20 protein-coding genes are annotated in these 19,740 nt (G+C 40.4%); 16 read left to right on the forward strand and 4 right to left on the reverse strand.

From position 1 onward, the window contains the following. Nucleotides 1–109: 109 nt before the first annotated feature. The 3 genes from BACCELL_RS24905 to BACCELL_RS24915 form a co-directional block, all read right to left on the reverse strand. On the reverse strand, nucleotides 110–325 hold the full coding sequence (locus BACCELL_RS24905; protein ID WP_022210886.1) for a DUF4248 domain-containing protein: 216 nt from the start codon (nucleotides 323–325) through the stop codon (nucleotides 110–112). A 223-nt stretch (nucleotides 326–548) separates the two neighbouring features. Next, a complete protein-coding gene (locus BACCELL_RS24910) occupies nucleotides 549–2,348 on the reverse strand; it encodes a DUF3987 domain-containing protein (protein ID WP_007214945.1) in 1,800 nt (599 codons plus the stop codon). A 44-nt stretch (nucleotides 2,349–2,392) separates the two neighbouring features. Next, entirely contained in the window at nucleotides 2,393–2,953 is a 561-nt protein-coding gene (locus BACCELL_RS24915; RefSeq protein ID WP_007214946.1) for a BT4734/BF3469 family protein, read from the reverse strand. A gap of 163 nt (nucleotides 2,954–3,116) precedes the next feature. On the opposite strand from BACCELL_RS24915, the gene BACCELL_RS24920 reads away from it, so the two are divergent. The 16 genes from BACCELL_RS24920 (at nucleotide 3,117) to BACCELL_RS24985 (ending at nucleotide 18,094) form a co-directional block, all read left to right on the forward strand. Further along, nucleotides 3,117–3,566 (forward strand): hypothetical protein, encoded by a 450-nt coding sequence (locus tag BACCELL_RS24920; protein ID WP_007214947.1) that lies wholly within the window; start codon nucleotides 3,117–3,119, stop codon nucleotides 3,564–3,566. 55 nt (nucleotides 3,567–3,621) lie between these two features. Then, nucleotides 3,622–4,194: a dTDP-4-dehydrorhamnose 3,5-epimerase gene (gene rfbC, locus BACCELL_RS24925; RefSeq protein WP_007214948.1), complete on the forward strand. Its 573-nt coding sequence runs from the start codon at nucleotides 3,622–3,624 to the stop codon at nucleotides 4,192–4,194. Nucleotides 4,195–4,425: 231 nt separating this feature from the next. Continuing rightward, nucleotides 4,426–5,985: a lipopolysaccharide biosynthesis protein gene (locus BACCELL_RS24930; protein ID WP_007214949.1), complete on the forward strand. Its 1,560-nt coding sequence runs from the start codon at nucleotides 4,426–4,428 to the stop codon at nucleotides 5,983–5,985. Continuing rightward, entirely contained in the window at nucleotides 5,982–7,091 is a 1,110-nt protein-coding gene (locus tag BACCELL_RS24935) for a glycosyltransferase family 4 protein (RefSeq protein WP_007214950.1), read from the forward strand. Before BACCELL_RS24930 ends, BACCELL_RS24935 begins: the two co-directional genes overlap by 4 nt. Before the next feature lie 7 nt (nucleotides 7,092–7,098). Further along, nucleotides 7,099–7,245: a glycosyltransferase gene (locus BACCELL_RS26285; protein WP_230324597.1), complete on the forward strand. Its 147-nt coding sequence runs from the start codon at nucleotides 7,099–7,101 to the stop codon at nucleotides 7,243–7,245. 152 nt (nucleotides 7,246–7,397) lie between these two features. Further along, nucleotides 7,398–8,501: a polysaccharide pyruvyl transferase family protein gene (locus BACCELL_RS24940; RefSeq protein WP_007214951.1), complete on the forward strand. Its 1,104-nt coding sequence runs from the start codon at nucleotides 7,398–7,400 to the stop codon at nucleotides 8,499–8,501. 3 nt (nucleotides 8,502–8,504) lie between these two features. Continuing rightward, nucleotides 8,505–9,638 carry a Coenzyme F420 hydrogenase/dehydrogenase, beta subunit C-terminal domain gene (locus tag BACCELL_RS24945; RefSeq protein WP_248604812.1) on the forward strand — a complete coding sequence of 378 codons (1,134 nt, stop codon included), beginning with the start codon at nucleotides 8,505–8,507 and terminating at the stop codon, nucleotides 9,636–9,638. Then, complete coding sequence (locus BACCELL_RS24950; protein WP_248604813.1) at nucleotides 9,563–10,549, forward strand: glycosyltransferase family 2 protein; 987 nt, start codon at nucleotides 9,563–9,565, stop codon at nucleotides 10,547–10,549. The genes BACCELL_RS24945 and BACCELL_RS24950 overlap by 76 nt, the downstream gene beginning before the upstream one ends. A gap of 46 nt (nucleotides 10,550–10,595) precedes the next feature. Then, complete coding sequence (locus BACCELL_RS27710; RefSeq protein WP_336314198.1) at nucleotides 10,596–10,943, forward strand: acyltransferase family protein; 348 nt, start codon at nucleotides 10,596–10,598, stop codon at nucleotides 10,941–10,943. After that, complete coding sequence (locus BACCELL_RS24955; RefSeq protein ID WP_007214954.1) at nucleotides 10,898–11,578, forward strand: acyltransferase family protein; 681 nt, start codon at nucleotides 10,898–10,900, stop codon at nucleotides 11,576–11,578. The genes BACCELL_RS27710 and BACCELL_RS24955 overlap by 46 nt, the downstream gene beginning before the upstream one ends. Before the next feature lie 82 nt (nucleotides 11,579–11,660). Continuing rightward, nucleotides 11,661–12,365, forward strand: a complete 705-nt coding sequence (locus BACCELL_RS24960; protein ID WP_007214955.1) for an acyltransferase — start codon at nucleotides 11,661–11,663, stop codon at nucleotides 12,363–12,365. Continuing rightward, the gene (locus BACCELL_RS24965) at nucleotides 12,358–13,365 is read left to right on the forward strand and encodes a glycosyltransferase family 4 protein (protein WP_007214956.1); all 1,008 of its coding nucleotides are present in this window, start codon (nucleotides 12,358–12,360) and stop codon (nucleotides 13,363–13,365) included. The genes BACCELL_RS24960 and BACCELL_RS24965 overlap by 8 nt, the downstream gene beginning before the upstream one ends. After that, on the forward strand, nucleotides 13,362–14,564 hold the full coding sequence (locus BACCELL_RS24970; RefSeq protein ID WP_025726131.1) for a hypothetical protein: 1,203 nt from the start codon (nucleotides 13,362–13,364) through the stop codon (nucleotides 14,562–14,564). Before BACCELL_RS24965 ends, BACCELL_RS24970 begins: the two co-directional genes overlap by 4 nt. Further along, nucleotides 14,561–15,805, forward strand: coding sequence for a glycosyltransferase family 4 protein (locus tag BACCELL_RS24975; protein WP_007214959.1), 1,245 nt, complete (start codon nucleotides 14,561–14,563; stop codon nucleotides 15,803–15,805). The genes BACCELL_RS24970 and BACCELL_RS24975 overlap by 4 nt, the downstream gene beginning before the upstream one ends. Nucleotides 15,806–15,807: 2 nt before the next feature. Beyond that, nucleotides 15,808–16,899 carry a glycosyltransferase family 4 protein gene (locus BACCELL_RS24980; RefSeq protein ID WP_007214960.1) on the forward strand — a complete coding sequence of 364 codons (1,092 nt, stop codon included), beginning with the start codon at nucleotides 15,808–15,810 and terminating at the stop codon, nucleotides 16,897–16,899. A gap of 112 nt (nucleotides 16,900–17,011) precedes the next feature. Further along, the gene (locus BACCELL_RS24985; protein ID WP_007214961.1) at nucleotides 17,012–18,094 is read left to right on the forward strand and encodes a DUF1972 domain-containing protein; all 1,083 of its coding nucleotides are present in this window, start codon (nucleotides 17,012–17,014) and stop codon (nucleotides 18,092–18,094) included. Nucleotides 18,095–18,255: 161 nt separating this feature from the next. On the opposite strand, the gene BACCELL_RS24990 is transcribed toward BACCELL_RS24985, so the two are convergent. Continuing rightward, on the reverse strand, nucleotides 18,256–19,740 hold a 1,485-nt coding region (locus tag BACCELL_RS24990), incomplete at its 5' end, for a glycosyl hydrolase family 18 protein (protein WP_007214962.1).

Here is a 19,740-nt window from a genome sequence, read left to right on the forward strand (position 1 = left end):
CATCAGAAAGAATAAATCCCGTCAACTGATTCGGTTAATAATCTGTGGCAAAGATAGGACGGACCGGAAACCGACTTATGGGTTTCGATGGGTTCCGATGGGTTTCGCCTTACGGGTCGCCCAAATGGCGGACAATCAGCGACACTTGCCGGGATGTGAGCAACTTCTGCGAACGATGATAACCGACGGTTTCCAGTTCCATCATCAGCGGAGGACAATCATAAATCCAGCGCATCAGGCGGTTGGTGGCCACAGCGGATGTTGAATCCGGAAAGTAAAGTAGAGCCAGTTCGCTCTTCTTCATGGAGATGGGATGGAAGGACATGGTGGGAGAAATTAAAAATTAAAGAATTAAAGGCGTTCCGGATATGGGAGTTTTTTCTTCCTATACTGGGAAAATATTTTTTCCTAACTGGAGAATTTTTTTTTCCCAGTTGGAGAAAAAAAAAGCGGAATCTTGCAAACTTGCATTTCTTGCAGCCCCCTCACACCCACACACGTACATACACGTGCATGAAGCGAATGAGATCCTTTTTCCGAACGACGTTTCATTTGAACCTGTATTCTCCGCGCCCGCTTTTCACCAGCTGCCCTTTGTTCAGCATTCGCTTCAACAGCGAGTCGAGCGTGTTGGCAGGTATTCCATACCGTTCACTCGCTTGAAGGGCCTGGCTACGGGTGAAGTTGAGAGGCAACAAATCCAGGAATGCCTCCTGCGACGTTTTCTGCTGCATGGAGTCGCCCGCCGGAAGGAACGACAGGATATGACACGAATGCAGATACAGAGGTTCCGTGAGTGACAGTACGGCATGAAAATCATCGCTGTTGACGGTGAGATCGAACTGAGGTACCACGCCATCTTGCACGTTCTCATGCGGAATGTGGGGTGAAGGCAACAAGCCCGGGCATGATTTCAGCGCATTTACAAGGTCGTCCGCCGGCTTTTCCGCAGCAGTACGGCCGATGCCGTCCGTTGCCATTAACAAGGCTTCGAGCGAGCGCATCAATGCCACGATGCCAATGATACGGCAGATGTTGATGGCGATACGTGCCACCGCACTTTTCATGGGATCGCCATGAGCCGCACCCGCACGACCGAATATGCGTGAAAAGTGAACGTTGAATTCCTCTTTCTGTTCTTCGGTCAGTTTCAGGTTGATGCCGCTTACGACAGCCGCCAAGGCATCGAGCAGGCATTTCCAACGTTCTCCCCAAAGGGTGAACATACGGTCGTAGTCGATACCGGATTCGCAGAACTGATCCACCCATTCACGAATGGGAGGCATGCAGTAAAACAACTGGCGCGAGAACAGGCCGTTCTCCGCCGAGGGAATGAGCGGCTTCACTTGGGCAGGCGTACCGCTAAGCAATACGCTAAGATAGGATATTTTACACTCCCGGTATTCGTGGTTGGTGCGGCGGTTGTAAGCTAGGCGTTCGTGGTCGAAACTCTTTCTCAGGGTATCGCTCCAGTGTCCGTAGTCGGTACCGATGGCAGTGCTCACGGTGTCCGCTTCGGTTTCGCATATCAGTCCGGCACCGTTGGCATCCATCAGGTTCTCCAGCATGCCGGCTCCGGAGTTATCACCCGCAATAAGGAACATCTTCATGCAAGGCTGTTCGGGTTCGGGCTTGCTTGCCTTCTCCTTGCCCAGCGTGTCCCATTGCACCTTCTCAAGGCGGTAGGCTTTCATCTTTTCGCTGTACGATTCCATCAGCGCGTCGTGCAGGGGTTCCGCCAGCCGGCGCACCCAGGTCAGCGCTCCTTTGCCGGAAGCGGGCGGAGCGATGACAAAGGTTTGCAGGCACGGAAATTTGATCTTGCGGCCATAGACAAAGCTCAACAGCCGGTTGAGGGTGGCTCCGAATACAGTCAGTGCTCCCAGCAGCAGGATGTCCCTTTGGGCGGGCGATTCGCCGCAGTCCACCACTTGTTGCAGGAAGAGCGGCCACCGATATTCCGGGAAACAGGGCAGCGAAACAGAGGTTTCCACATCGTTTTCTCGCACGTACGTGTGTGTGGGTGTGAGGGGGGCCTGCAAGTTTTGCAAGTTTGCAAGTTTCTTGTCGAAGCGCACGCCTGCCAACTGGGCCAGGTGGAACACCGTTCCTAAGGAATTGCCCCCTCGCCCATTCTGCAAGGTGTGGTCGTAAAGTTTGTCAGCGTCGGCCTGCCGATACTTCGCAGACAGACTGCAAAGCCGGTGAAAAAAACTGCGTCCCGCCTCGCCGCAACTGTTGGCAATGGCGAAGGCAAGTGGCATATATTCCTGATACGTAGGTGCAAGGTTGGCTCCGGCCTGTTCTGCGGCAATAGTCAACTGTTCGATAATGTCAAGTTCGTTCACGATGATAGGATTTGTAATTTGTAATTCGTAATTTGTAACTTACCCTAAATTTTGCACTTCGCTTCTTCATCGTATGCCAGGAAGCAGGCTCTCGACATATCGGCATTGGCAGTATCGGCCTTTAGTCCGTGACGCCATTCCAGATAGTCCCAGGCGGTGTGTAGAGCATTGTCGAACGAGTGTTCCAGTGTATCTGTGAGATTCAGCCGGTAAGGTACAAAGAGTTTCACTCCTTTGGCACCGGGGCTTACGAAGGCAAGATCGGGTTGTAGCACTTCGTCAGTAAAGAGTCGATCGCGCCACATTGCGGCTTCTTCGACAGAGGCAAGGTGGTCGATGTCTATTACAAAGTCTCCGGACGGCACCATGATGCACTGCTCCCGACAGTACGAAAAAATTCCGGCAGGCGTGACGTAGGGCAGCAAAGTCTGCTTTTTTCCACGGAATGCTTTATCGTTTTCCGTATCGGCCCTTACTCTTTGTGTCAGCTCCTTCAGATGGGAATCAGAGGAGATATAGGCATGAAGCCCCGCTACGCTACTCACTCCGGAAGGCACTTTGTTGGTGATGGGAGCGTTGAAAAAAGACATGATAGATTCTTTCATGATATTGATTCTGATTTAATTAAAACTATATTTTATATTTAACTGATTTATGTCAACAAAGATACAGGATATAATTCATCCTATACACTGCATTAAAAGCCATTTACTAAGCATTTATAATCATTGAGTGCTTATTGATTTATCATTAAAATAATTAAATAGAATGGAGAGAGAAAATATAAATATGAACGACAAACCGGAAATAGAGATAAAGATATTCGGCGGTACGAACATGATAGCCCCGACAGGCGCTACCGCCGTTCAGAATTTTTACGGCGATCAGTTTGCCGAGGTCGCCATCCGTCCCGAAGAAACCGAGGGCATTGAAAGTCTGAACGATGCCGAGTGCCTTCTCTTCACCTACGTGCCCGACGTGAAAAAAGTGCATGAGTACACCCGACTTCTGGGCGAATGCGCCACCGCCCACGATCTGGCGGGTGTAGTGAGCATCATGCTCAGCGAACCCCGCGTGGGCAAGGACACGGTGGTGAAAGGCACCTTCATCGAGGTTCTTCTTCCTTTCGCTTCCCGACTGACATCGGGGGCAAAGGTGGACAATGTGAGACAACAGATTAATAATATGCTGATGAGGCAAGGGAGAGGAGGAAAATAAAGGAGGCAGTTTAGAGAATGTAACCTTTTAGTATTTAAAACTATTATAAGAAACAATGCTTATACAAAAAACAAATGTAGAGGGTTTGGTCATCATTGAGCCACGCCTTTTCAAAGACGAACGCGGCTACTTTTTCGAGTCTTTTTCCCAACGGGAATTTGAAGAGAAGGTGCACAAGGTGAATTTCGTGCAGGACAATGAGAGTATGTCATCATACGGAGTACTTCGAGGGCTTCATTTTCAGAAGCCGCCTTTTGCGCAAAGTAAACTGGTGCGTGTCGTCAAAGGCCGCGTGCTTGATGTGGCGGTAGATATTCGCAAAGGATCGCCCACATACGGTGAGCATGTGGCTGTAGAATTGTCAGAAGATAATCATTTGCAATTCTTCATTCCCAAAGGTTTTGCCCATGGTTTTGCCGTATTGAGTGAAGTGGCTGTATTTCAGTACAAATGTGACAACTATTATGCTCCACAAGCCGACGGTGGAATCAGTATCTTGGATGAAGGCATAGGAATAGACTGGAAAATACCGACTGATAAAGCGATACTGAGTGAGAAAGATACGAAGCATCCGTTGCTGAGGGATTTTGAGAGTCCGTTTGAGTATGGGATGGAGCATTATGAATGATGAAGACACTTCTAACAGGGTCCCATGAATAATTGAATTTGCATCTCTTTATCTATATATTGGTGACAAGACACTCTACATTCCCACATTTCACTTTTTGTCGTTTAAGTCGGTAAGTTACATGTGGTTGATTTGTAATACAGAGAGGATTTTTATAAACTGAATGTCACTCGAAAACCTCTTAACAATCTTAATTTCGAATATTTCTCTAATATTTTTTTGTAAATCATAGTGGGAAGCCTTGTAAATACTGAAAAAAAGCGTATCGCCCAAAATACCTTGTATCTATATCTGAGGATGCTGATTAATTTGATGGTAGGACTTTATACCAGCAGAATTATTCTTGACGTTTTAGGAGTAAGCGATTATGGACTATATAATGTTGTTGGCGGAGTAGTTGTGCTTTTTAGTTTCCTAACGGGAGCCTTGGGAGGAGCGACATCAAGATACATAACATATCATGTCGGGAAGAAAAATGTAGAAGAGCTAATAAAAGTCTTCGGAAATCTGAAAACTCTTCATATTCTATTAGCCTTAGTTATATTTGTTTTGGCGGAAACTATCGGATTATGGTTTTTAAATACTCAATTAAATATTCCGGCAGGTCGTGAAGCAGCATCATTTTGGGTCTATCAGTATGCTATGTTCTCGGCACTTATCGGAATTCTATCCCTACCATACTATTCGGATTTAATTGCCCATGAGCGATTGGGCATATATGCAGTATTTACCACTATAGAAACCGTATTGAAATTAGTGATTGTCATAGTACTGCCATATATTCAGTATGATAGTTTAATTGCCTATTCCTTTTTGTTTTTATTAATTACAACAATAACCAGACTTTTATTTCTTACATATTCGAGAATCAAGTTTGTAGAAGCTAAAACAAAACCTTTATTTGATAAAAGCTTACTGCATGAAATTTCACTATTTACTATCTGGACGTTAGTTGGCCATTTTGCTGTTATGGGAACGACTCAAGGACTTAATATTTTGCTTAATCTCTTTTACGGTACAGTAGTAAATGCGGCGAGAGGAGTGGCAGTTCAAGTGCAGGGCGTTATTATGCAATTCTGTTACAATTTTCAAATGGCATTGAATCCTCAATTGACTAAAAGTTATGCTGACGGGGACTTGATAAATATGCGTAGGTTATTAATAATCAGTTCCAAATTCTCTTTTTATTTATTGTTGTTGTTGACTTTACCTATAGTATTGGAAACTGAAATTGTTTTGGATTTATGGTTGAAGAGTGTTCCTCAACATACGATATGGTTTGTGCGTTTGATTCTCTTCCAAAGTTTAATGTTGGCTCTGTCCAATCCATTATCTATTTCTATTCAAGCCACCGGTAAAATAAAGAAAATCAAAATAATAGAAGGCCTCTGTCAGATACTAACCCTTCCCATTTCTTTCCTAGTACTAATGTTTTCTAATTATCCGCCTGAATCTGTATTCATAATCGGTTGTTTGGTAGAAATATTCACTCAGATTATAAGAGTTAAACTAATCTTACCTATTATATCAATCAAGGTATCTAAATATATAACTGAGGTCATCATACCTATAATCAAAGTTTTGTTTATGGCATCATTACTGCCGTTCCTGTATTCTATTTGTAGAGAAAGCTCAATCCTAAACTTTTGTATATCTATGCTGTTCTGTATGATTTCCGTATGCTTGTGCTCTTACTATTTAGGATTAAGTCATAATGAACGTCAATATATAAACAGATTAATAGCTTCGAAATTGAGTCTTAGCAGTGTAACTCGAAAATTTAAATCATGAAAAATATATTGGTTGATTTGACATATATAAATCCTGATGTAATGGCAGGTGTAAGTGTATATATTTATAGGCTGCTAAGTGGATTTGCTCAGTGCCATTATACTGAGAATATAATATTATTATGTACCCATAATAACATTCATGCTATTAAAAAGGAGACAGGAAATTCATTTCAGCTTCTTGTTTTTGACGATATTAATATTTCAAAGATTCCTCATATACATGGTATGTTGAATCTATATAGAATGAATAGATTGATTGCAAAAAACAAGATTGACAAATTCTTTTCGCCATTTATCAATATAGCAGGGTTGTATACTTCAAAAGTCCCATGCATAGGAGTATTTCATGACACTCAAGGATTTAAGTTGAAGCATGGTCGATTGAAGAGACTTTTATTTAAAACCACTTTGAAACATATACTCACCCGACAGCAAAGGTTGGTTACGATTTCTAACTATGTTAGAAATGATATTCTTCATAAATGCCCTTACATTAGAGTGGAAATAAGTGTAGTATATAATAGCATTCCCAATACTCAATATTTCCAGGAGCGTACAGTTTCATCAAGTTCACCCTACATTCTTAATGTTAACACCCTTGAACCGTATAAGAATATAATTACGCTTATAAAAGCCTTTGCTTTAATAAAAGAAGAAATTAGTCACAATTTAATAATCAAAGCAAAAAGATTACCATATTGGGATGAACAAGTACTCCCTTTAATAAAAGAGTTAGGAATAGATGGTAGAATAAAGCTAATTGATAATAAATATTCTGAGGCTGAGATGCATAAATTATATAGTAATGCAAGCTTATTTGTTTCTCCTTCGCTAATGGAAGGCTTCGGCTTTACACCTATAGAAGCGGCTATTCATTGTGTTCCAGTTGTTTGCACCAAAGAAACAGCTCTTTATGAAACAACAAAAGGCCTCCTCAACTACTATGAACCCGCTATGTCCGCAGAACATCTGAGTAGAAAAATGTTAGATGTACTTAACACTGAATATGAGCCGGAATATCTGAAAAATATAGCTAAAGAATATATTCAAACATATTCCCCTCAAAAGCAAGCAGGCAAATTTATCGAACTTTTTAATCAGTAATTTCATTATGGTAAGTGTTATAGTCCCAGTATACAACTCTTCACAATATCTCGCAAGATGTATTGATTTCATCTTAAATCAATCATACGATGATTTTGAACTATTGCTAATAAATGATATATCCCAAGCCACAAAGGATGGGAATAATTCATAAAATGATACAAGAAAGATATAATATGTGGTCGCCTGAGAATCAGAACAATGAAAGCTAAATATCCTTTTACGCCTTTCTGTTTAAGGCGATTCCTTATGCATGTATTATAGATTTTGTAATGAAATTATTGAAATACTTACATTTGTATTGAAGTGAAAAAAATTGGTATTGTTACATGGTACGGAGGCAGTAATTATGGAACTTCGTTACAGGCCTTTGCATTGGCGCATGCGGTTGGCAAGTTGGGGGCTAAGCCCTATCTGTTAAAGAAATATTTCACATGGAGAAACTGGGCTGGTAACATTCTTAGAAGTTTTGCGACCTCTTCAGAATACAATCGGCTGCATGGATATAACTTCAATAAAGCAAAGAAAATTAGACACTTTAAGAGTGAGACATTCAATGAGTTCTGTCGATGTGTAGGATATTTAGGACGCTTCCTATATAAGTCGCAGATTTCAAGTATGAATGCAGTAATATCAGGAAGTGACCAGTTATGGAATCCGGCACACACAGAGCCATTCTTAATGTTACAAGGTTTGAACACTAAAAAATACTCTTACGCTTCCAGTATAGGGGTCGGAGCAATACCGAAAGCCCAAGTTTATCTGTACAAAAGTTGTTTGTCTTCATTTGAACATATTTCCGTACGAGAAGATACCGCAAAATTCATATTAGAAGATATCGTTAACAAGCCTATCAAGCAAGTGGTTGACCCTACTTTCTTGTTAGATATGAATGAGTGGGTATTTTTTAGCAATGGTTATACTCTTCGAAAATTTGACACCCAAAAACCATATATCCTATGCTACTTTATAGTGGACAACATAACCTATTGGAAATCAGTAAAAATGATTAAACAGGAAACAGGCATTCAACGTATAGTAGTATTGCCTATGCAACCGGGCCATTTTCAAAAATCAAGCGAAACGATAGAGGATGCTGGTATTCAAGATTTTATTTACTTAATCCTTCACTCTTCAATGGTGTGCACTGATTCTTTCCACGCAACAGCTCTCAGTATAAATCTAAACAAGGAATTTGTTACTTTGATGCGTTTTGCTAACGGAGATATTCAATCGCAAAATTCCAGATTGTCTGACTTACTCAAACATTATCAGTTATCTGACCGTTTATTCGATGGCACAAAGTTTCCTCCACCAATAGGAGAACAATACATAAAAGTAAATCATATTTTAGAGAAAGACAGAAACGATTCTTTGGAGTATTTGAAAACGATTATTGATTGTTGTTGATATATGATGAATATATGTGATTATCATTTATGTACTGGATGTGCAACCTGTATGAATGTCTGTCCGCACAAAGCGATATCTATGCAGTCGGACAAACATGGCGAGTTACACCCTGTTGTTGATATGGCAAATTGTGTTGGTTGTGCTCTCTGTATAAATCGGTGTCCAGTTAATCAAGATACTGAAAGGTTGGAGCCGCGTAAATGCTTGGCTGTATGGGAGAAATCTTTGAACGATAGAAAATATTCAGCATCCGGTGGGGTGGCTGCGGCTTTATATAGAACCGTGGTATCTGCGTACAAAGGAATTGGATATGGGGTTGAATGGGGAGATGAGTTAAAGGCACATTTCGTCCGGGCGAATGAATATCATTTGGATGCTTTAAAGGGATCAAAATATGTACAGGCAATTGTAGGTAATATCTATGGTCAAGTAAAGATGGATCTATATGAAAAACGTACGGTATTGTTCATAGGACTCCCCTGCCAAATAGCAGGTCTTAAGAACTATCTTCATAAAGAATATGCCAATCTGATTACATGTGACTTGCTGTGTCATGGTGTGCCACCTCAAGACTATCTGGTTAAAGAAATAAAAAGCCTTATTCCCTCAAAACATTTGAAGAACATTACCAATTGTAGATTTAGAGGGAATGACAAATATAACTATTGGCTGACCTTATGGAATGGCGATAAGCTTTTATATGGGAAAAAGGCTGTACATTCTTACTATCTCACTGGCTTTTTAACTTCAATTACCCTTAGAGAAAGCTGCTACCATTGCAAATACTCAGATAGAAAAAGAGTGGCAGATATAACAATTGGAGATTTTTTAGGATTAGGAGAGTTGCAATCACATAACGGAACTCCTCCCCAAAACATTTCGGTGGTCACCCTTAACTCCGATAAAGGTGTTAAGTTTTGGGACAAAGTGAAATCATCATCATTACAGCAAGAAGAGCGAGCAATTGATGAAGCCGTAAGCGGAGGAGGTAGTTTTAGGAATTGCGCCACACGCAATCCCAAAAGAGAACAGTTCTTATATAACTATGAAAAATACGGTTGGAAAAAGGCAATAAGAAAAAGTTTATGGAAAAGCATATTAAAGGCGAAGATTCAAAGCGTCTTCAATCATTGAGCAATAACAGTGGTATTGATGTAAGTATAATCCTTGTCAATTACAACACCACAGAACTCTTGGTAAATGCCATCCAATCCGTGTATGATAAAAGTAGAGGGTTTACTTATGAGATAATCGTGGTGGACAACAATTCCCAATCCAGCCCCGAACAGGCTTTAAAGGACTGCTTTTTAGGCCGTGTCATCTACATTCCATTAGCAGAAAATGTGGGTTTCGGCCGGGCAAATAATGAAGGGATAAAAATAGCTAATGGTCGTAATCTATTCTTACTCAACACTGATACTTATTTGGTTAACAATGCTATCTACATATTAAAATGTTATATAGATGAGCATCCTGAAGTCGGCAGTTGCGGCGGTTCACTTCTCCATGCAGATATGACACCAACTTATTCCTATCATCGCATACCATTTGGTATAATGTCGTATGAACTATCCGAACTTACTTTTGGATTAAGCAGAAAATATGTCAGCTATCCTTTTTATAACACGTCAGAAAAGCCAATCCCGGTTGGAAATGTATCTGGTGCAAACTTTATGGTTAGGCGAAGCGTGATTGAAGAGGTAGGTATGTTCGACCCCGATTTCTTTATGTATGGAGAAGAATCGGAACTATCCTGGCGAATACGCAAGGCAGGATTTAAGAATATGAATGTGCCCCAAGCACAAATCGTACATTTAGAAGGTAAAAGTTCACAGGTAAGCGAGCGTAAGCAACTCATGGAATTGGATGGGAGGAAAAAGAATTATTGTAAAACAAGAAATATCTTTTATTTCCATTTGGCAAACATCATGCTGATTACGGCGTGTTGCCTCCGCATTCCATTTTATTATATTAGGAGTAATAAAGGGGAAGTGTTGCGTTACAAACAATTGTTGAGGTTGATTTTTGTTGCTTACTATAAATGATTGAAGCATGAATTTTCGCTCGGTTTTAAAATACAGGTCAGAGATTATGGCTATTGCGACATTATGGATAACGGGTGGGCATTGTCTGTCTTTCTGTTCTGACCAATGGACTTTTTTGAATTATTTTCGCCCAGTGTTGGCATACGGATATGGTGGTGTAGAAATATTTTTGTTTCTTTCGGGCGTTGGCATTGCATTATCACTATCCAAGTCGCCAACTTTTATGAATTTCGTTTTTCGTAGGGTTAGTAGAATACTACCTGCCTATTGGATTATTCTGACTTTTTTCTATTTGTTGATTAATGGGTCATTCAGAGATTATTTTGGCGAATTTTTGACATTAAGTTATTGGTACCCGCTAATTATTGGCACTACGGGGGGGGGAGTAATGTAACATTTTGGTATATCAGTGCGGCATTTGCATTCTACCTGTTATCTGTCCCCCTTTTCCCTATACTAAAGAAATATCCACGAACCATAACAAGTCTAATTTTATTGATTGACATTTCTTTGTTTTATTTGGGTATAATATGGTGTCAGGATACGCTTGGTCGCATTCATCTGTTTTTGGCACGTATTCCCATATACTTCAGTGGATTATATGTGGGTTCTAAGATAACAGATATACGATTTAACACCTTTACAATATGCCTTATCTCCTTACTGACATATCTTATTTTAGGAATCGGAAGTATGGTATTAGGTGGTAGGGTGATTACCTCGTATGGGCTTAATTTTGTCTTACTATATTTTATTGCCCCGGGGGTGATTATCGCTTTGGCAAGTTTATTTCGGTGGATGGAACAGCGGAAAATAGGGACCTATTTAAGTCGTTCTTTAAGGTACATAGGAAAACACAGCCTTGAATTATACCTTACGCATATAACGCTAATAGATTTAATGTTTCGTTATAATACGAAAATCAGTTTTCTGTTTTTTTTCGTGGCATCTGTTGCAACAGCAGTCGCATTAAAAAAGTTGGCATCATTTTTTCTCATTCTGATTAAATTATTTTCTAATGCACTATAAATGAAAGGAATCAAAGTATTAAATGTAGAGATACTATTTTAGCCCGAATCCTTGAACGCTATATTTTTAGCAAATTACCCTAATGAATTTGATGAATAAAATAAAGACTTTATTGGCTCTGCCAATATCCCTTTTCTTTTGTCTTTGGTATTTACCGTTTAGTCAAGCGATAAAGATACCTATCATATTGTACAACCCCAAATTGTACTGTATAAAAGGCAAGGTTATTATAAATGCAACAAAGGTTCGTTTCGGAATGATACGATTAGGATTGTTCATTACAAACCAATATCCCAATAATGGCATCAGTTTTTATAACAAAGGCACCATTCTGTTCAAAGGAGATGCCTGCATTGGAGCCAACAGTGCAATTACAGTGTTGCGCAATAATTCTTATGTGGAGATTGGCGAACGATTTGGTAATTCTTCAACCCTAAGAATAAACTGTGACTACAGGATAATACTGTACGGTGCAGTGCGGTGTGGTTGTAATGTACAGATAATGGACAGTGCTATGCATCGCCTAAAAAATAAGCAAGGATTATTTGTGGGACGTGGCTATGATGAAGTCATCATAGGTTCACATACTTGGTTGGCCACAGATGTAACTGTTATGCAAGGAACTAAGCTTCCCCCTTATTCTGTAGTTGCGGCACGTTCACTTTGCAATCAAGACTATTCGGAGCATGGTAGTTATGGCCTTTATGCAGGAATCCCTGCAAAATACAAAAAATCGGGGAGCTGGAGAGATATAAACGATGATAGCATAATTATTGAAAATGAATAAAATGAATATAGCCTTTATTTTTTCTTATCCGCATATAGTGCCATCGGATGGCGTATATAGTCAGGCTATGACTTGGAAAAAAGGACTCGAAGATTTGAATCATGTTGTGACACTCGTCAATATGTGGAACAATTATGATTGGAAGTCGTTTGATGTAATCCTCTTCTTTGGCTTCAATGAGTATATGCGAGATATAATAAAATGGATTTACCCAATCAATCCCAATATTGCGGTAGCACCCATTTTAGATCCTAACTATAGCTTATTGGCTTTACAGTGTTATGCCCGATGGGGATGCTCAAAGCTCAGGTTAACTAATCCTTATCACTCATTACGGTCAATAAAAGACAAGATAAAAGTCTTTTTAGTGCGGTCTAATTTCGAAAAACGTTTTTTATCGAAAGGTTTTGGAATATCGGGCGAAAAATGTAAGATTGTACCTTTATCATATAGTATTCCAGTTATTGGTGAAATAAACCATAATCGCGAGCCTTTCTGCCTTCATATCAGTTTGCTTTGTGACGCGCGGAAGAATGTAAAGAGACTTATTGATGCGTCTGTAAAGTATCAATTTCGGTTAGTGCTTTGTGGATTATTGCGAAGCAAGGAGGAAGAACAGACTCTGGCAGATTGGATGAGAGGTAAACCTAACGTTTCATATTTAGGCTATGTGACGAAAGAGAGAATGATTGAGCTTTATTCTAAAGCCAAAATCTTTGCCCTACCATCCACCTATGAAGGTGTAGGCATTGTGGCTCTTGATGCAGCGACGATGGGATGCGACATTGTTATAACAAAATTAGGCGGTCCCAAAGAATATTATTCAGGAAAGGCACTAGAGGTGAATCCATATGATACGGATGAAATAGGAACTGCCGTGAAATCGTTTATTGACGGGAAGTCATTTCAGCCGCAATTGAGCAAAATGATAAAAGAAACAAAATCGCCAAAAGTATTGTCCTGCTTGCTGGAAGAAACTTTGTCATTCGTACTCAAATGATAGTCAATAATATTCCTTCTCATATTACTAAAGTTATGCTATTCTTTGGAATAGCCATTTTAGTAACTTCACCGGCATTTGCATTAGGCGCAGGTGCCAGAAATATGCTGTTAATAGGCGCAATGGCTATTTCACCTTTATTGTTAGTCCAGTATCCAATATTCAACAAGAGGGTTGATTGGCCTTTGATGCTATTTTTGCTATGTACTATTTCGTTCCCCCTAATATTCCATCCTTTAACCATGCGATGGAGTACGGCTTTGTATTCTGGAATGTTTGGTGTCTTTTTTATGGCAATGACTCGATTATTCCATTTTTCGGATGCCAAGTTAAATGATATGCAGATTCTGTTTAAGTCGATAATATATGCTTATCTGTTCGTTTTGCTAATACAACAGACATGTGTGTTATTCGGATTTCCAATATTCAATGTAAGCAATTACTCTCCTTTAGAACCTTGGAAGTTGAATTCACTGATGTCAGAGCCTGAACATAGTGGCAGAATGGTGGCCTTACTTATGTATTCATTTTTAACGATGAAAGAAATAGAAAAGGGTTCTGCATTGTCATTCAAAGAATCATGGAATGAAGATAAGATTTTGTGGTGTGCTTTTTTATGGGTGATGCTGACAATGGTAAGTGCTGGTGCTTATTTATTTTTGCTGGTTGTACTATCAAAATTGCTAAATAGGAAAACCATAGTTTCGCTCCTTGCCCTTGTTCTTGTTTTAGCATTCATTGTTACAATAATGGGAGGCGAGACTTTTATGAGAACATACAAGCTGGTTCTTTCAGTATTTACCTTTGACACTATGAAGATGTTTCAAGCCGATCATAGCGGTGCATTGCGTTTTGTTCCATCCATAATCTGTTGGCAGCATTTAGATATGACTTCTTTGAATGGGTGGTTCGGATACGGAGTTGACTATACTAGTACATTTTTGTACAGGTATATTCCTGGAGTTGTAAAAGGATATACTGGTGGCGGCTTAATGTTATATGCCCTTGAGTATGGTTTTCTGTCATTCCTAATATTCGCCATATCTTCATTTAGGTATTGTTATGACTCTGATAATAAAATAGCCACCATCACATTTTGGACTTTTTCAATATTGCTGTCTGGAGTGAATCTTCAAATCACTTGGTCTACAATGATGTTGCTATATATAAACAAAAAAATGAAAGAAAGTTCAGTATGAAAGAGAAAATATTTATTTCCGCATTTTCTTGTATGCCACATATGGGGTCAGAACCAGGAGTGGGATGGCATTGGGTCCTGGAGATGTCAAAGTACTTTGAATTGTGGGTCTTAGTTCATAAAGAACAGATAGATGATATCGAAAGTTTTGTCATCCAAAATGGATTAAACAAAACTATTCATTTTATATACTATGACATACCTCTTAATTCTCTATTTTTCAAAAATGGAAATTTCAAGTGGGTTCGTACTTACTATTATATTTGGACGATTCTTTCCAATAAAATAGTAAAAAAAACAATGCAAGATAATGGTATTAATATCTTCCATCACTTGACCTTTGGAAATGCCATTTGGCCAGTTAGTAAATTTGGTCAAACACAGAAGTTCATTTGGGGACCGATAGGTGGAGTGGAAACAATACCTGAAGAATTCACTAAACACTATGATATTAAAAGTCGTATTTTAGAAAGCATTCGTCGAATTATGGTGAAAAGTCTGAAGTATCGAATCGGATTTAATCAAAGATGCAAGAACGCTTATTTGATACTGTGCAAAACAGAAGCAATGAGAATGGCTGTCCCAGAGAAATGGCGACAGAAAGCTGTGCTTTTTACAGATGTAGCTGTAGAGGATGCAGACACTAATTGCTCGATTTCTTCAAACAATTCTCCCAATAAAACAATAGAACTTCTATCCGTCGGTAGGCTGGATGCTTGGCGAGGATTTGACCTTCTGCTGGAAGCATTTGCTATCGCGTACAAACAAAACCCTCAAATGCACCTTACTATACTGGGCAATGGTATGTATAAGGCAGAATTGCTTAATATGCGTTCACGGTTGGGTATTGAGAAGACGGTAGATTTCTTAGGAAATATCCCCATGGATGAATATCGTCAGAAAATAGCTCAATGCGATTTTGTGGTGAATAGTAGTCTAAAAGAGGGGGCGGTGACTGTGAGTTTCGATTCTATGCGATACGGTAAACCACTAATTTGTGTAGATACAGGTGGATATACCCGATATTTCAACAATGATTATGCAATGGTACTTCCTCAACAAAACCGTGAATCACTGATTCAGTCTTTGGCTGATGCTATTATACGATTAGCTTCCGACATAGAATTGCGTAAATTGATGGGCGAAAAAGCTCAAAGAACAGGCAAACAGTTTCTGTGGGAGACAAAAGGGGAGCAAATTAGAGATGTAATCTATCGTTTAGATAATAACATACATCTATAGCAATGAAACAAATAGTTTGTTTCCATCTCTTCAACGACTACAGCGGCAGCCCAAAGGTGTTGAATATGGTGCTGAAAGGGTTACTTGAGAAAGGGGAAAACATAGAGTTAGTCACCTCAAAAGGGGGAGTGCTGGACGAACTTAATTCGCATCCTAACATGAAGCGGTATTCTTATTCGTATCGTTTCTCCACGAACCCGGCGCTAACGATGTTGAGATATAGCTGGGTACAACTCTACACGTTCTTCTATGCTTTCCGATATATCTTCCGCAAGAACACAGTATTTTACATCAATACGTTGTTGCCCGTAGGTCCGGCACTGGCCGGAAGGCTGATGGGAAAGCGAGTGGTGTATCATTACCATGAAAATGCTTTTGCTAAAGGGGTGTTCTATAAGGCATTGGCCTTCTGTATGCAAAAGTTGGCACATGAGATAATCTGTGTGTCGGCTTATCAGGCTTCTTTTTTGAAGAGGAAAAAAGGGGTGACGGTGATACCAAATGCGTTGCCTACAGAGTTTGTTAGCAGGTTGCATCCTGATGCGGAAGCGGCGTTTAACCGCAAGACGGTGCTAATGCTATCTTCTTTGAAAGAATATAAAGGTACGCGTGAGTTCATTGAATTGGCTGACAGGCTACCGCAATATAAATTCGTATTAGTGATTAATGATACGCAAGAGAACATAGATAAATACCTATCCGATAATAAAATAACAAATATTAAGGGGCTGACGATTTACCCAAGACAAGCTGACGTAACTTCTTTCTATAATGCTGCATCGGTAGTGGTTTGTCTAACCAATCCCCAACTGGCGGTAGAAACATTCGGTCTTACTACATTAGAGGCCATGAGTGCCGAGCTTCCTGTGATAGTACCGACTGAAGGCGGTATCGCTGAAATGGTGGAGAACGGCGTTAACGGATTTAAGATGGATGTACAGGAACTGGATGAAATAGAGGAAACGATAAGGCGGATGCTGACCAACTCCGATTTATATCTATCTTTGTCTGTTGAGGCGTTGAGCCATTCGGCTGCATTTAACGAGCAAGCTATGTTGCAACGCATAGAGGACGTCGTGTATGGCAATAAATAAAGTATTTGAAACATTTCATGCTTTTTTCATTAGGAAAATTTGCAATTTCTTTTTTGGAAGCCAAATATGTCAGGAGCTTCAATAAACTCAAAATTTAATCAACTATTTTTATATGAAACACGTCGCTATCGTTGGCATTCAGGGAGTGCCGGCTCAATACGGTGGTTTTGAAACACTGGTAGAGAACATTATCGGCAGGAATTGTGCAGACACGGTAAAATACACGATTTTTTGTAGTGGTAAGGATTATACCACACGCATGAAAACCTACAAAGGAGCACAACTGAAGTACATCCCGCTATTCCATGCCAATGGGGTACAAAGCACTCCTTATGATATTCTGTCGATGCTTAGATGTTTGCGAGGTTATGATACCGTAATCATATTAGGCGTATCAGGCTGTATTTTTTTGCCCGTCTTCAGACTGTTGTATCGGAAGCAATTAATAGTGAACATTGACGGATTGGAACACCGGAGGGCCAAATGGGGTAAGTTTGCCAGATGGTTTCTGCGAACAAGTGAAGCGATGGCCGTACGCTATGCTGACGTAATCATAGCCGACAATAAAGGAATACAGGACTACGTATGGAATACGTATCATAAGAAAGCCGAATTAGTAGCCTATGGAGGAGATCATGCACAAAGAAATGTCACCGAAGAAAGGCAGAACGAAATTCTGAGGCAATACGGAATCGCTCCCGGAAACTATGCCGTCAGTGTATGCCGTATTGAGCCGGAGAACAACTGTCATCTGATCCTGAAAGCCTTTGCTACTTCTGGAAAGAATCTGGTGTTTGTGGGAAATTGGGAACGGAGCGAATACAGCCGACAACTCAAAGAAGAATATTGTGGTCGGAAAAATATACAGATGGTAGATTCTGTGTATGACCTTGATATACTCTATGCACTGCGCAACCAATGCAGGTGCTATATCCACGGACATAGCGCAGGCGGCACAAACCCTTCGTTAGTGGAAGCTATGTTTTTCGGCAAACCGATTTTAGCTTACGACGTGATTTATAATCGTGAGACAACAGAAAACGAAGCTCATTACTTCAAAACAAATGAAGAACTGGTAGAATTGCTACATGACAGCCCCGAGGACGGATACAAGATGCGGGAGATTGCAAAGCAACATTATACCTGGGCTTTTATAGCTCAACAATATAAAGCATTACTTTCATCTCACAAATAACTAACCATCTTCACAAAAGAAAACTCATCAGTAAAATATTTTATAAGCTATTCGTACTGATCGAATTATTTATAGCAGCAAAGTGCCGGAAACAATCACCCTACCTGGCGATTGTTTCCGGCACTTTCTTTATAGAAGAGCCATAAGAAAGAAAACATTCATCATTTTCCTAACGTCCAGTTAATAGCATTCCTGAACATCTTCGTGAAATCTTCCGTCTCATACAGCCTCTTGCTGTGCCCTATCTGGAAATAAACATTGCGCGCTTTTTTACCTTCGTTCACCCATACCACAGGATGATCGCCCATCTTGATATCCGAAGCAGGCGTATAGGTAGCCTCATCAACACTGGCTAACACACGCACATTCGGACGTGGACTCTTGTCATAAGTGTACCACTCATCATCAGGCACCACGAAAGAAGCCTGTACTCCCTTCATCACCGGGTGTTTCTTATCCTCCACAAGCACCGTACCATCAGCAAGCGGCGCTATATAATTCTGGAAACGTACACCACCCATAAAATCAGAGAACCATTGCCACAGTGGAAAACCGTCAAACTCACCCAACAAAGTGGCATGATGGAAACCGATCCAACCACCTTTACCTTCCTCTATATATTTGACGAAAGCATCTTCCGCTTCTTTCGGCCATGTATAAGGAGGATAATCCAACTGGATAATCAGATTGAACTGGGACAGATAAGTCTCCGTAATAGGTTTGGCATTGTTTATCTCGGTAATACTGAAATTCATCTTTCTACTTTCATCAGTCAGCCACTTCAGACCCGCATCCGTAAATCCACCATGCTGACCACCTCTTTCCGTCAAGACCAGCACCTTAGTTCTATGCTTCTTACCAAGCAGATTCTCAGCCACCGTACGACGCAAATCTCCTTGCTCATTATCACCACTATAGTCCCAATACATACCACCCAATAAATCTCTATCCAAGATATATTGACACTTGATTGCCAGTGAACGGGCATTTTCAAAACCGAATACCAGCGTATCATTTTTATTAACCAGATAAGGAACCTGGGCAACCGTATCCCACTTTTCAGTATAATCACCACCGGTACTTCCTACTTTATTAAAATCCTGGAAACTGGGGTACCCATCTCCGCCACGACCATAAAAAGGCATCCCCATCACCAGCATGGAAGGTGGCACACCGGCTTTCAGATGCGCAGTAACAGCCTCATCCGACGTAATGCCTCCACTGTTTGCAGACCGATAAAGTGCCGAATGGTGTTTCGGTGCAGAGGCCATGTCATAAGCCATGATATTCACAAAGTTAATAAAAGGAAGAATAGCTTTGAAGTCGATATACTTCGCTGAAGCCACAGTGGCAAGTGTCAATTCCTTCTGATCACCTATCGCTGCCCTGATATCTTTCATCAGAAGTGTAAAGTTCTCCGTGTCATCGGGTGAAGCTGAAATGTTCGCCATTGAACTCGTGGGATATTCCCAATCGATATCGATGCCATCCAGATCAAATTCCTTCACTACCCGGTCGCAATCCTTAGCAAATGCCCGGCGATATTCATCATTGGCAGCCATTTCACTGAAACGTCCACTCCCCCATCCGCCGACAGACAGAAGTACTTTCAATTCGGGATTTTGCTTCTTCAGGTCCACAATTTG

The sequence above is a fragment of the Bacteroides cellulosilyticus DSM 14838 genome (genome assembly GCF_000158035.1).
Classification (GTDB): Bacteria; Bacteroidota; Bacteroidia; order Bacteroidales; family Bacteroidaceae; genus Bacteroides; species Bacteroides cellulosilyticus.